The organism is Rhodococcus sp. NPDC060176 (assembly GCF_042728675.1).
Classification (GTDB): domain Bacteria; phylum Actinomycetota; class Actinomycetes; order Mycobacteriales; family Mycobacteriaceae; genus Rhodococcus_F.
The window spans coordinates 25,133-38,485 of the sequence record NZ_JBHWYS010000003.1 but is presented as its reverse complement, the minus strand read 5'-3'; the positions used below and the strand labels follow the sequence as shown (position 1 = coordinate 38,485).

The 13,353-nt window shown below is 61.8% G+C and carries 12 protein-coding genes and 1 riboswitch; of the genes, 4 read left to right on the top strand and 8 right to left on the bottom strand.

The window, feature by feature from the left end:
* The first annotated feature begins 122 nt into the window (after positions 1-122).
* On the top strand, positions 123-1,625 hold the full coding sequence (locus tag ACFWEM_RS15065; RefSeq protein ID WP_378534683.1) for an MFS transporter: 1,503 nt from the start codon (positions 123-125) through the stop codon (positions 1,623-1,625).
* Between the two features lie 355 nt (positions 1,626-1,980).
* Here ACFWEM_RS15065 and ACFWEM_RS15060 read toward each other — a convergent pair whose 3' ends face one another.
* Both ACFWEM_RS15060 and ACFWEM_RS15055 read right to left on the bottom strand, forming a co-directional pair.
* The gene (locus ACFWEM_RS15060) at positions 1,981-3,588 is read right to left on the bottom strand and encodes an ABC transporter substrate-binding protein (protein ID WP_378534681.1); all 1,608 of its coding nucleotides are present in this window, start codon (positions 3,586-3,588) and stop codon (positions 1,981-1,983) included.
* 134 nt (positions 3,589-3,722) lie between these two features.
* Positions 3,723-4,301 (bottom strand): CGNR zinc finger domain-containing protein, encoded by a 579-nt coding sequence (locus ACFWEM_RS15055; RefSeq protein WP_378534679.1) that lies wholly within the window; start codon positions 4,299-4,301, stop codon positions 3,723-3,725.
* Positions 4,302-4,364: 63 nt separating this feature from the next.
* On the opposite strand from ACFWEM_RS15055, the gene ACFWEM_RS15050 reads away from it, so the two are divergent.
* Positions 4,365-4,742: a hypothetical protein gene (locus ACFWEM_RS15050; protein ID WP_378534677.1), complete on the top strand. Its 378-nt coding sequence runs from the start codon at positions 4,365-4,367 to the stop codon at positions 4,740-4,742.
* A 93-nt stretch (positions 4,743-4,835) separates the two neighbouring features.
* The gene (locus ACFWEM_RS15045) at positions 4,836-5,180 is read left to right on the top strand and encodes a hypothetical protein (RefSeq protein ID WP_378534675.1); all 345 of its coding nucleotides are present in this window, start codon (positions 4,836-4,838) and stop codon (positions 5,178-5,180) included.
* Here the strand turns inward: ACFWEM_RS15045 and ACFWEM_RS15040 are convergent, their stop codons facing one another.
* Positions 5,181-6,392 carry a saccharopine dehydrogenase family protein gene (locus tag ACFWEM_RS15040; protein WP_378534673.1) on the bottom strand — a complete coding sequence of 404 codons (1,212 nt, stop codon included), beginning with the start codon at positions 6,390-6,392 and terminating at the stop codon, positions 5,181-5,183. It abuts the gene before it with no gap.
* A complete protein-coding gene (locus tag ACFWEM_RS15035; protein ID WP_378536139.1) occupies positions 6,385-7,383 on the bottom strand; it encodes an alpha/beta hydrolase family protein in 999 nt (332 codons plus the stop codon). The genes ACFWEM_RS15040 and ACFWEM_RS15035 overlap by 8 nt, the downstream gene beginning before the upstream one ends.
* Before the next feature lie 110 nt (positions 7,384-7,493).
* Between ACFWEM_RS15035 and ACFWEM_RS15030 the strand changes: the two genes are divergently transcribed.
* Positions 7,494-8,405, top strand: a complete 912-nt coding sequence (locus tag ACFWEM_RS15030; protein WP_378534671.1) for a PaaX family transcriptional regulator C-terminal domain-containing protein — start codon at positions 7,494-7,496, stop codon at positions 8,403-8,405.
* Here ACFWEM_RS15030 and ACFWEM_RS15025 read toward each other — a convergent pair.
* The 4 genes from ACFWEM_RS15025 to ACFWEM_RS15010 all read right to left on the bottom strand — a co-directional run bounded on the left by ACFWEM_RS15025 (position 8,384) and on the right by ACFWEM_RS15010 (position 13,353).
* The gene (locus ACFWEM_RS15025) at positions 8,384-8,998 is read right to left on the bottom strand and encodes a hypothetical protein (protein WP_378534669.1); all 615 of its coding nucleotides are present in this window, start codon (positions 8,996-8,998) and stop codon (positions 8,384-8,386) included. The two genes, ACFWEM_RS15030 and ACFWEM_RS15025, sit on opposite strands and share 22 nt — an antisense overlap.
* A gap of 210 nt (positions 8,999-9,208) precedes the next feature.
* Positions 9,209-10,534, bottom strand: coding sequence for an aminotransferase class V-fold PLP-dependent enzyme (locus ACFWEM_RS15020; protein WP_378534667.1), 1,326 nt, complete (start codon positions 10,532-10,534; stop codon positions 9,209-9,211).
* A gap of 53 nt (positions 10,535-10,587) precedes the next feature.
* Positions 10,588-10,702, bottom strand: a riboswitch (SAM riboswitch).
* A 60-nt stretch (positions 10,703-10,762) separates the two neighbouring features.
* Positions 10,763-12,298, bottom strand: a complete 1,536-nt coding sequence (locus ACFWEM_RS15015; protein ID WP_378534665.1) for a PucR family transcriptional regulator — start codon at positions 12,296-12,298, stop codon at positions 10,763-10,765.
* Positions 12,295-13,353, bottom strand: coding sequence for a DUF917 domain-containing protein (locus tag ACFWEM_RS15010; protein ID WP_378534663.1), 1,059 nt, complete (start codon positions 13,351-13,353; stop codon positions 12,295-12,297). The genes ACFWEM_RS15015 and ACFWEM_RS15010 overlap by 4 nt, the downstream gene beginning before the upstream one ends.

The window sequence follows — 13,353 nt, the reverse complement described above, 5'->3', positions numbered from 1 at the left end:
GCACCGGAGATGTTCGTCACGATCGGAGACACACCCTTCCCTTAAGTCAGTCACTTGATTTAAGTTTAATTCAAGCAATTGACTTAAACCACTTTCGTACTTCCTCCGATGGAGTTACCGCAATGTCGTCAACCACTTCTCCACCACCGACAACGCCGCCACAGACAACTAAGTCGCCAGCCACCACCGCAGTGGTGGCTGTTCTGGCGTTTTCCGGCATCGTCGTCTCGCTCATGCAGACGCTGGTCATCCCGATCATCCCGCATCTGCCCGAGTACCTGAACGCGCCGGCGTCCGATACCGCGTGGGCTGTGACCGCCACGCTGCTCGCCGCCGCCGTCGCCGTCCCGACCATGGGCCGCTTGGGCGACATGTTCGGCAAACGCCGTCTACTCCTGATCAGCATGGCGCTGTTGGTCACCGGTTCGGTGGTCGGAGCACTCAGTTCGAGCGTTATCCCCCTCGTTGCCGGCCGAATCCTGCAGGGTCTTGCTGCCGGCGTCATCCCGCTGGGTATCAGTGTGATGCGCGATGTACTTCCGCCCAAGAAGCTCGCCGGCGCTGTTGCGATGATGAGCGCTTCGCTGGGAGTCGGTGGCGCTCTGGGGCTTCCGATCGCGGCTTTGATCGCCGAGTACGCCGACTGGCACGTCCTGTTCTGGGCGTCAGCCGTGCTCGGCGCGCTTGCGGCCGTTCTTGTTGTCGTCCTGGTCCCCGAATCGGCGGTTCGCACAGGAGGCACGTTCGATTTCGGCGGAGCAATCTCACTCTCAGCCGCCCTCATCGCTCTGCTACTCGCAATTTCCAAGGGTGGCGACTGGGGTTGGACGAGCACGCTCACGCTTTCCCTGTTCGGCGCCGCGATCCTGATATTCGGATTCTGGGCATGGTGGGAACTACGCACCCCCAAGCCGTTGGTGGATCTACGCGTATCCATCCGCCGCCAGGTGCTCTTCACCAACCTCGCATCCATCGTGTTCGGATTCGCGATGTTCGCCGCCAGCATGGTCTTTCCCCAGGTAGTCCAGTTGCCTGAAATCACTGGTTACGGCCTCGGCGGTTCGATGCTCACCGCAGGTCTGGTCATGGCTCCGTCCGGCATCATCATGATGCTCATCTCTCCGCTGTCCTCACGCATCACCAATTCGCACGGCCCCAAGGTGACGCTCATGCTCGGCGCCGTTGTCGTCGCAATCGGTTACGGCATCGGCATTTTCGCCATGCACTCGATTTGGGAACTGATCGTGATCGCAGTGATCATCGGCGCCGGTACCGGTATGGCTTACGGCGCGATGCCCGCTCTCATCATGGGGGCTGTTCCTCCGTCCGAGACCGGTGCAGCCAACAGCTTCAACACCCTGATGCGCTCCCTCGGTACATCATTCGCCAGCGCCATCGCGGGTGTCGTCATCGCCCAGATGACCATGTCCATCGGTGGGGCAACGCTGCCGTCGGAGAACGCTTTCCGCGTCGTCATGGCCCTCGCTGCCGGATCCGCCGTCATCGCACTCGTCCTGGCCGGTTTCCTCCCTCGGTTCAACGGCTCCAACTCCCGCAAGGAGATTGGTAGCCCGCACACCGATACGTCTCTTACTTCCTCGAAGGAATCCGTCCCGACACACTGAGTAAGCGCGCAATACACACTGCGCAGTACACACAGCCCGGCCCCGGCGGAGTCCAACTCCGTCGGGGCCGACGCGTTTCACACGTTTTGCAGTTGATACACCTGCGGACGACAGTTTCGTGACATGCTCCGTTGAGATGGGTGCTCGTTCGATACTCGGGGAAAGGATGCCGCGATCGCCGCTCCTCGTGCTGACGTCGCCCTTGCCGTCGCCGCTGCTGCCGTCCTGGGCATAGGCGTCGGTGTTCTTCTCGCCGATGTCGTCGCCGGCCTGGCTGCAGGTGCGGGTGCTGCGGTGGTATTTCGGTTTGCACTTCGGATGATCAATACCCGAAAGTGAGCATTCTCCGAGGGTCCTACTTCAGGACACGGATCGCCGAGCCCGGGAGAATTCCGCTCGACGGCGGGTAGATCGACGTCGCGCCGTTGAAGAACATGTGTGCGGGAGTCGTCGACACCGGAAGCAGGTCGATGTCGTTGAACAATGCCCGCTCACTTTCCTCCCACACCTTGCAGGACTCATCGCCCGGAAGAAGCGAAGCTTGAGTGGACAATTCGATGTACTTCTTGTTGTCGAGCGAAGCGAAGTTCACTCCTTCGGGCTTCGGCGGACCGGTGAAATACTTGGCAAAGATACTGGGTGTGTCACTGCCCAGCGTCAAACCGATGGAGACGTCCCACGACGAGAGGTCAGTGGTGCTGAACGTGTTGGCAATGACGAAGCTGTAATCGCCGCCGGTCAGTTTGACCTTGGCCCCCAGTCCTTCCCATTGTGTCGCTACGTATTCCGCGGCGGCAGAGTTCGTATCGCGGGCATTGTTGAAAATCACGTTGAGGGTAAGCGGTCGACCGTCCTTTGTCAGGACGCCGTCGGGACCCGCCTTCCAGCCGGCGTCGGACAAGGTCTTCTTGGCTGCGTCGACGTCGAACTCGGGAATCGTTCCTTCGACACTGTTGTAATCGCAGGCGAGGGGTTCCGACACCGCGAGTGCGCGTGCGCGGGTTCCCTTACCTCCGGTGGTGATCTCGGTGTAGTCGTCCAGATCGACGGCTTGCACAAGAGCCTGTCGCACAGCGCGGTCCGCCGTGGGCAGAGACGCGAAATGATTGAAGATGAACTCACCGGACAACGTGGTGTACGTCTTCGAATCAAGACCAGCTGCCAGCACTCGCTCCTCGTCCGAACCGGTCACCGCTGCGGCATTGACCCCGCCGGTGAGAACAAGATTCGCCGTCGTACTCGGATCGGTGACAATCTTGATCGTCACGGTCTTCGGCACCCCGAGAGTGTCAGACGTGGTCTCCCCGTTCGGGCTCCAGGTGTATCCGTCGCGGCGTTCCATCGTGATGTGATCGTTGGGAACAACCTCGGTGACCTTGAACAGACCCGTGCCGTTGCTACTCGAACGGATGCTGGCCGGATCTTCGAGCGTCGCGGCACACGGAAGCCGCAACGCGCCGATTCGAGAGAGCAGGAAGGGGGCGGGTTCGGCGGTGGTTACCGTCAGTTCGTCACCGTCCGCTGAGGCCGAAGTCGACATCGGCACAGTGGATCCGCGTAGCGGTGAAGCATTTTCAGGATCCATGACCCAATTGATGTCATCGGCCGCGGTTTGTGCGGTGAAGGAAGTGCCGTCGGCACAGGTGATGCCCTTCTTGAGCACGAACTTCAGCGTGTTTCCTTCTTCCGTCCAGCTCTCCGCCAGGTACGGACGCACAGTGCGTGTTTGCGCATCGACGTCGATCAACGAATCGTACGAGTACGCGTTGACGATCTGCGTCGACGTGAGATTGGTGATCAGAGGATGCAGATTTCCAGGATCGGCGTTGATGACAGTCGTGAAACTGCCGTCCTTTGCATACTCACCGACCGAACCTTCGGGGCTGGACGCACCGCCACACCCAGCCAGGGTGAACACGCCAACACTGATAACTGCTGTCGCGGAGACAGAACGAGCTTTCATACGAGCCGCCATCTACTAGAAGTTGCCATGGCGACAATGGTGCGGGACTGACGTGGTCTGGATCTCGTTGAAGTGACCCATACACTCGGCCGTACTCTGTTCGATTGTCACTATCGACCGGGCAAGCACAGCGACTATGTATCACGCTGCCGTTGACGGTGATTCGCGACGTTGATTCGGTTGCCGCACAACGCCGGCATGCAGTAGCGGCGTCGCCCTCCCCGGCTTGTATCGACAAACACCCCGTTGCATGTCGGCGATGCACATGGGCGGAATCGTTCGTACCCCAATGTGCGCAGGGTCCCCAGTAGCGAGTAACCGATCAACAACATGAGTTCACCCGCGAGATCGATTGTGTTGTCCGGTACTGCATTCCACCGGTAGTCGTTCTGGGAATCCGGCGTGAGTCGAACATGATGTGGGACGGTCTGCAGGAGTCGATGAGTGCGATCAACGAGCTCATCAGAAGTCGGAGCATCGAGAATCGAACGAATCCCCTCTCTGAGTTCCTTGACGTCGGCAAGTTCACCGCTGGTAAGCCGATGCCCGTTGCGGAGCGCGTCCGGCGAGAGTCCGTGTTCATCCAGTAGATCGTGAAGCGTCTGGGGGGCAGCCAACGCGTCACCGGCCTCCACCCACACGCGGGGTGAGGTGTTGACCAGGTCCGTCGCAAACGACGCACCGGATACGTAATCGTCTAAAACTACTTGCATCCCTTACCTCCCTGCCTTACCGTAATTGAATAACCTAACTTTATACCTTACGGAGGCGGCGGGATGGAACACTGCGCAGACCACGGACTGCCCGAGATACTCCGAGACACCCACCACCGATTGCGCCGCGCCGGCACCGTAGCGTCGGGGACACCCGTCGTTGCAGCCGATCTCTACTGGTCGATCGGAGCGCTCGCCCAATGCCTGACCGCGATGGATGAGGTCATTTCACAACTGGGAATCAACGCCCGAAAGCAGTTGCGGGCCGGAAAGTTCGATGTCGAGAGCGGACCGTTCGAAGGACAACCCGACGCTGCCCTGCTCACCGCAGTTCTTGCGCTCGCCCGAGCATCGAGCAGTTGCGAACCAGTTCAGACGGCAATCGGCAATGCCCAGATCGCGGTGAGCGATCTCGTCGTCTCAAGGCCCACCAGCGCTTGACGCCCGCGCTCGCAGCCTGCCCAAATAAAGACTGTATGGTTGGTTTTCAGGCAGCCGCCGAGAGCAACGACCAGCAGGAACCGGGTTATCACTGTGAGTGCAGGAGCATCGACAATCTACGAGGACCGAACCGTCCGGATCGACGATCAGGGCGTCACGATCCACCACTACTACTTCCCGTTTGTCAGCAAGTTCGTCCCGTACTCGCAGATCGAATCCGTCGACCTCGGAGTCATGTCGTGGCTGAGCGGACGCCTACGAATCTGGGGAACAACAGATTTCAGCTCGTGGTACAGCCTGGATCTTTCACGTCCGTGGAAGGAGACTGCGGTGGTACTCACCCTCACCGGCCGTGGAGCACCCTCGTTCAGCCCGAAAAGCGCAGACCGAGTCGACGCCGAAATCCGCAGTCGCATCGGATCGCACGCCGCGAACTGACTAGCGGAACTCGGATTCGACGGTGACGATCTCCCTCCAATCGGTTCGATCGAACAATCGCGCCAGCGCTGTGAACAGAACTTCCGGATCGATGACACTCTCCGGTGAGTGCACACCGACCCGATCCGAAATCGTTCCGTCGGCCAGCCGGGATACAACCTGAGCAAGGCCCAGCGCCAAAGGGATTCCAGTCGCACGGGCCATGTCCGACAGCAACTCCGACACCGGTGAATCGTCTGCAATCCGGGCCACGACGCGCATCGCTCTTCCGTCGAACGTTCCTGTCGCCGAGGCGAAGAACAACGGCAGGGATCCGTGGTCGGCACGCGTGAGCATTCGAGGTGCAGCGCGGATCATCCGCCGGAGCGAGGGCTTACCCAATTCTTCAGCGGCCGCGTCGAGATCGATTATCCCCCTGTCGATATCCGCACGGAGGACGTCGAGAAATGCCACAGTTTCCGGTGTGATCACCATGAGATCAGCCGAATGGCCTGAGGGACTGAAGGTCCGATGAAACATCACCGGCTCAGGATGCCCGACCACGTAAGCGTTTCCGCGGCGTCCGCCGGGCAGTTGCAGTGCGATGGAACGTAACGGTTCTTCGTAGACGATTCGACCCGCACGAACCACCGGAACCTTGCCGCTGATCTGCTGCATCCAGTGAACGGCAGCGGCACTGACGGCTTCCACCGACTCGTCCTCGCCGTCGACATCAACCGGCCAGGCTGTGTACAGATCGTCGACCACGCCCAATCGCGAGACTGCCATCGCGGCCAGGAGGTTGCTCATCCCGGGACTTGCGCCCATGCCGACTACCGCACAGATTCCGGCTTCCCTGGCAGCACCGTCCAATTCCAGCATGTCGACGGCCGGCTCCCAGTCGTCGCAGATGTCGAGATAGTGAGTCCCGGTCTCGATCGCTACCTGGAGAATACCGACGCCGAAACGGAAGAACGGGCCGACCGTATTGATGACGACGTCTGCGTCGTCCAGCAATTCACGTAGCGAGCGACGGTCCGTGACGTCGATACTCCTAGCCTCTACTTCCGCAGATGCGCGAGCCAGATCCACTGAAACTCGCTTCGCAGCATCGATATCACGATCAGCGACTACCACCTTGCCGATCCCCGGCAAGGTGGTAGCCACACGAACTGCGGCCGATCCCATGGCGCCGGCACCGCCCAGAGCGACGACTGTGATTCCGTCAGCCATGAATTCCCTCCAAGAATGCAGTCTGTTCTGCTAGATACCCGGGGGTGAAGATCGAACGGGGAGCAAGGACGGCCACCAGAGCGGACCTCACTTCCGAGTCTTCGAGATCCTTGTCCACGATCGAATGCGTAGCGTCGGGGTACTTCTTGACCACCAATTGCCCTGGAGTGTCGAGCAATTCGCGATACACCCTTTCGGTGTCTGCCACGTCGACGTTGACGTCTTGTCCGCCGACAATCAAGAGCACCGGAACCTTCACGGTTTCGAGATCGGCTCGCGCATCCGAGAGGTAGTTCTTTCGGATGAAGTTCCACCGGTCTTCGGTGAGACCGTCAGCCTCGCCGGAGGCCACGAGATCGCCGAACGATGCATCGCGTGCCAACTGATCCAAGTTCTTCGAGCGGTCGACCCGCGCTTTCTCGAACTCGTCGGCCGACGCATTTCTCTCGGAAAGTTCGGCAAGGGTATTGAATTCACCTTGCTGTAGCCAGTTGATGGCGGGGCCCACGGCAATGACGAACGCGACGCCCGGGTCGAGGTTCACCACCTTGGGCATCACCCACCCTGCCTGGCTGGCACCCCACAGACCGATCCGAGAGCGATCGATATCCGAACGCCCCCGCGCCCACGCGATTGCCGCTTCCGTTTCCGCCGCCCGATCGTCCATGCTCTGATCGAGCCAGTTGCCCGGCGCCCCGTTCACCCCCGGCTTGTCCCAGGAGAGTGACGCGTACCCCGCCTTTGCGAATGCCTCCCAGAGCGGCCGATAGAAGGTGTCGTGTGTTGCATCGATCGGTCCGTCTCCGTGGACGAAAACCACGAGCCCGAAGGGGCCGTCACCATGCTCAGGCAATGCAAGGACTCCCTGGAGTGGCACCGATCCCCCAGTGATCGTCACTTTTTCCTCGCGGATGTCGTAGCTGTTCTGGTACAGCGTCCAGCCCACAAGTCCAACGATCAGGACAACGACCACTGCCAGGGAAGTAACCACCCACCTGCGCAAACGAGGGCTACTCTTCCTCTCACTCTCCGATTGCACTGCCATCTTCCCGCCCTAACGTACGAAGTGAAAACGATCGTTTTGACTTCGATAGTACAGTTATGGGCGAAGATGTCGAGACGCGAGGAAAGGGCAGGGCGATGACCGACAGAGACGTCGATGTACCCACGAGGATTTTGATCGAGGGGCTACTGCGTACGGACGGAACTGTCGACGGGCACACCCTCTATGCCACCGCCGACGCCCTCGGCAAAACAGATCAACAGGTTCGACTGTGCATCAAACGGTTGGTCACCGAGGGAAAGTTCACTCAGGAAGGTCGCGGGCGGCAGGCCACGCTACGAGCAACACCGAAAGCCTTGCGGGAGATGGAACCCGACGTCGAATTCGTTCGGCTGGCCTGTCAACAAGATCGCGGCACCACGACGCCGTGGGACGGGTGCTGGCACCTGGTTGGATTCGCAATTCCGGAGTCGTCACGGAAAGCGCGAGATGCGCTGCGCACCAGGGTCGTTTACCTCGGTGGCGCGCTCGTCCAAGGCGGCCTGTACGTCTCGCCGCACGCCTGGGAACCGTACGTTCTCGATGCGGCCGCCGAACTCGATGTCGAACAGCACCTGTCTTCTCTCACCACTCGAGATCTGAAAGTGGGCATGCTCGAAGACCCCGTGAAGATTGCCGCGCAGTTGTGGCCATTGGACGAGATCGCTGACGGATATGAACGGCTGCTCGACGTAGCGACCGCACGCCTGCACAAACTGCAGAACACTCCGGGCACCGATGCTGTCACGATGACCATCGAGCTCGCGGCGGAGTTCACGCGAGCCATGGAACCGGATCCGCTACTGCCACCGGAATTACTGCCCACCAACTGGATCGGCAAGCGGGCGCGCTCCGTCACGGCACAGTGCTGGACGCTGCTGGCACAGGTGGACGGCGTCGACAAACTACCGTCGCTGTTCCACCTGTACGCAGATGCAATCGGTGAGGATCAGGACGCGAGAGTGCGCTGACGGGGCGGCAGCCCGAAACGACTGAGCACTTCGTCGACTGCGGTGGACGGTGTGACAAGTCCCCGATCCTGAAGCCACGGAATGGTGCTGTCCACCAGGTGCTCGAGAGTGCGGGGCAATGCGAGAGGCAACAACGTAACGCCGTCGGCGACATCGGCAGCTCGGATATCGGCGATCAAACTGCCGAGACCGGAAGGCGTTCCGACGTAGTGAAGCGAAACGGGAACCCGCGGCGCAGTCAACGCGCTGTCCAACTGTGCAAGCTCTTTCCGAGCGGAGCGAGCCTCCGGCGCGATCAGAATCTCGAGATCGACCAGCACTGCGACGCCGTCGGGATCGCGTCCTTCTTCGGCGACGGCAGCGCGTATCCGTGCACGTTCGAGCTGTGCCTCACGCAGATCCGCAGCGCGAATCCGAACCACATTGGTAGGGAATGAAGCTAAATCGAGAGCCTTTTCGCCCTCGGTGAGGTCCACCCAGTAGTCGCCGCCGATGATGGGCAGGTTGCCGGGTGCGCCCTCAGCGGCCGGATGGTGACCGGATCCGGTCAACTCGACCGCTACGTGCAGAGAATGCGAAGCGAGTGAAGACATGTGAGACCTCCGAAAATCAGAAAAGTGTGGGATGAGCGAGACGAATCGTCAGCTCGAACACATTCCTGACGAGGTGCGGCACAGATCTACATGGCGACGGCACCACTGACCGAGAGTGATGCTCACTCTCGAAGGGGTGGCGGGAAAGTCCGCTGGTGCCATGGCTGCCATGCTAGTTGTCCGTTCGAGTTTTCGGGGACCGAGCTCAGCTCAGACGCACTCGGCTGCGCCGGCATTGTCGTCTGCGGCTCCGAGGAAGGGGCGGGTCTCGGGCACAGGGTTCCACGCACCTGCCGTCTTCGCGTACTTCCAATCACGCTGATTCGAAACCAGGATGTTCACGGCGTCGACCAACCGCGTGACGTCATCCGAGCTGCTACCGAGGCCGAGGCTGGCGCGAACTGCACCGCCGGAGAGGCCGAGGCGTGCGAGAACTGGATGTGCGCAGAAGCGACCGTCGCGAACTCCGATGCCGTGCTCGGCGGAGAGGAATGCGGCGATCTCGCCCGCTTCGAATCCGTCGACGGTGAAGGTGACGATTCCGACGGCGTCGGGAGCGTCGTTCCACAGCCGTACGAGTGAGACGCCCTCGATGGCGGACAAGCCGTCAGTGAGCTGGGCGGTGAGCGCCTTCTCATGCTCGGCGATGACGTCGAAGTCCAGAGCGTGCAGGGTTTCGCAGGCGGTCGCGATAGCTGCGGCGCCGAGAACGTTGGGCGAACCGGCCTCGTGGCGTGCGGGCGCGCAAGCCCACTCGGTGGATCCGATGGTCACCTCACGCACGGCGCCGCCGCCGGCGAGGTATGGCTGAGCTTCGTCGAGCCAGTCACGGCGGCCGACGAGAACGCCGGCGCCGAAGGGCGCGTACAGCTTGTGGCCCGAGAACGCTACGTAGTCGACGCCGCATTCCTGCAGGTCGATGCGACGGTGGGGAGCCAACTGAGCAGCGTCGACGAGGATACGTGCGCCGCAACGGTGAGCGATGTCAGCCAAGCGTGCAATCGGCAGGATCTCACCGGTCACGTTGGAGGCGCCGGTGATTGCGAGCAGTGCGGCAGGCTTGGTGCACAGTTCACCGATCAGACGCTCGATGGTCTCTTCGATGGTGTCTGCGGCGGTGACGATACGAGCGTCGTTCCACGGCAACAGGTTTGCGTGATGCTCGACGTCGAGGACAACGGTGCTGCCGGGGACACACTGGGCCAGCAGGTTCAGCGAATCGGTGGTGTTTCGGGTGAAGACGACAACCTGATCGTCGGCACAGTTCACGAAACGAGCAACGGATTCACGAGCGTTCTCGTAGGTGAGGGTGGAGATCCGGGACGCGTAGCCGGCACCGCGGTGGACGCTGGCGTACGTGGGCAACAACTCGGCGATACGGTCGGTGACCTGGGCCAATGCCGGCGCACTCGCGGCGTAGTCGAAGTTGGCGTAGGAGCATTCGCCGCCCTGAACCAGCGGAACCTGCAGGTCAGCACCCGAAACCTTGGCGATCGGAGCGGTGCAGCAGGTGTCGGCACTCAATACAGCAGTCATCGAAGACAATCCTCACGTTCAAGGACTCGTTCGTCGGGAGATGGCCCCGGAAGAGTCCGCGCTTGCCGCATTCGTTTTCGAACGCAGCCGGGTCGTCACCCGGAGCACCCCACCGCGGAGGAGGGTTGCCGACCAGCAAGCCGGGGCTGAACACTGGTACTCGTGACCTGGCAACGAGGATGGCAGGAACTTCCCGTGCTTGTCAAGACGAAGCTGCGAAGCCCGTCGTCACGGCGTAATCGTCCGGCAGGCGAGGTGGAGTGCAAGCCTGGTTTCCGGATCGGCCAGATCCACCGAGAGAAGGCGCTGAATTCGATCGATCCGACTCGATACGGTGTTGCGGTGCAAGCCCATTCGAGTTGCGGTGTGAGCCAGAGACGATTCTTCGTCGAGGTACGTCGAGAGAGTCTCGAGCAACTCTCCACTCGAATCTCGTAGCGGCGCGAGCAGTGCCGCGGCGGCGGGCTGAAACGTGTCGGTTCGCGTCCACGCCAGCAGCAACTGCGCCAGCCCGAGGCGGTCCACGTGCAGGAACCGGCCGGTGTGCGACCGGGAACCGGCGAGACGAGCGGCATCCCCCGCCTCCGACAGAGACGCTCCGATACCGGCAGGGCCATCGTGCGCGCGTCCCACTCCCACCCACGTCTCCATTGTGGGCTCCAACCGCGCTTGAGCTGTGCGAATACGTTCGGCAATCCTGGTGATCGCCTCCGGTCGCGGCTCACCTGGCAGAGTCGTCCACGCTGCCCAGCCGTCAGCCTGTTCCACAACGTTGGCGTCGATTCCCTCCGCTGCGAGGGCGTCTGCAACCTCAGTGCGCCTGGCCACCAGGTCAACCTCGCCGATGGCCAGGACTTTGATGCCGATGTGCCAGCCGTCCAGCGCCCAACCGGCGTCGAGTGCGCGCCTGAGCAGTCCGGGTGTGGCGTCTGCGGACGTGTCGACGAGTTCACCCAGCAACGCGCTACGCCGACGCGCTTCGCGCTCATCGACCATACGCGCAACGGCCAGCCGGTGACCGACAGCCAACGAGGCCACATCGAGAACGACTGAGAGAGAAGCCTCTTCGACGCTCTGACGCACCGGGAGCAGCACCGCCAGCCAGGGCTCTCGGGCTGCGCCGGACATCACCGGGCATGCGATCAGAACCCCGCCGGAGTCCAATTCGACAGTGGTGGGCGCCCCGCGGCCCGACAACGTACCTGCGGCCGCTCGATCGTTGTCCGACAACAGGTCAGCACCGGTCAGCGGACGTCCGGACGAGTCCAGGAGAATGAACGAACGCTGAAAGGTGTTCAGTAACACCGACAGAAGATTCTCGACGCTTCCACCGGCACGCTGGCCCGCGTGTGTCGCCCGCAGTACCGCGTCGGCCATCACCGCCCGCGAATTCGAGAGAAGATCACGAAGATCCACGCTGAACTGCCACGGGTCGGACACTCCGAGCACCACCAGTCCGAGCCGATCGGCGAGCAACGTGAGACTGGCATCCTCTGCCGCAGTGCTGTGCACAGCGACCACCTGGCATCCGGTCGCCGCCGTTCTTCGAAGGAGAGCATCGAATCTCCACTCTCCGATGTCGATTAGATCGAGAATCACCAGAACTGATCCTGAACTCGCCGCACCCGACACTGCCTCGGCCGACTGTGTCGATTCCCCGGTGAGTGCTCCCACTGTCGTGACGACGGGATCACCGTTGCCGGCAAGTCGATACAACCCGACAAAAATCGGGTTGTTCAGCAACGCCGAAACACTCGCGCTCATCGCGCCTCCATCAGCACTGCGTCGTGGTCGATCCCGAATGCACGCGGGCCGACAACTTTCAATCTGCTTACATCTTCGGCCCACCACTGAGGGCAGGGCAGAACCAACACGGCCACGTCCTGGCCCTGGTGCACGGATTCGCACGAGACGAAGGCGCCGGTCCGGACGTCGAGCAGTGTCACGATGTCGGGGCACGTCGAGATCATCTCGCCGTCCAGCGCGACGGTCAGGAACTCACTTTCGAATTCGACTCGAATCACCGCAGAACCGTGTTCGAGAATCACGTTGCCCCGACGATCGCCGGCGTCCGGGTGACCACGACGCACCGCACGCACTCGGCCTGTCCCCCGTACCCGTGCTCCGATGGCCTCGGCGATCTCCTGCCAACTGCCGAGGGTCCCGATGTGCTGACCGAGTTCGTGTGCCCGGGAGAGAGTTCCCGGAATGCACGCCTCCTGCACAGTCCGCGCATCGATCGACGCGATGGCCAGAGCGCCCCAACCGCTGGTTCTCCCGATCAACGACCGCACTGCTACCTCGGCGCCCAGCACATCTACTCCATCGACGACCGTAATCAAGCCGCCTGGCTGGGCGAGGGTGACCGGGCACAATTCCAACCCGGCTGCGGCCAGGGAGAAGTGATCAAGCCGCGGCATCGCTCGACCGAGCAGGTCCGCGTCGACCACGGGAACTCCTAACGCCAACGCCGCCGCAACGCCGGAAAGAGCGTTGAGTCCACCGCCTTCGAAGGTCATCACTGCGCTCGGACTTTTCCCGGTCCACCGCGTCAAAGCTGCTGCGGTGTCCGCAAACTCATGTCCGGAGGGCAGTTGTTCCTCCAATGCCAGGGCTGATCCGACTATTCCCACCGGCATCACCAACGCCCCGTCCGGTAACTGGTCCGGCGCGATGACCTCCACCGAAGTAGACGCCATCAGTGGACGCAGCATTTCCACGAACAAGCGTGGATCGCCGCCCCCGCCGCAGCCCAAGACCACCGCCCCCGCCGCGATCGCGTCGAGGTCGGCCTCACGGACCGCGTGCAGCCTGCTCAC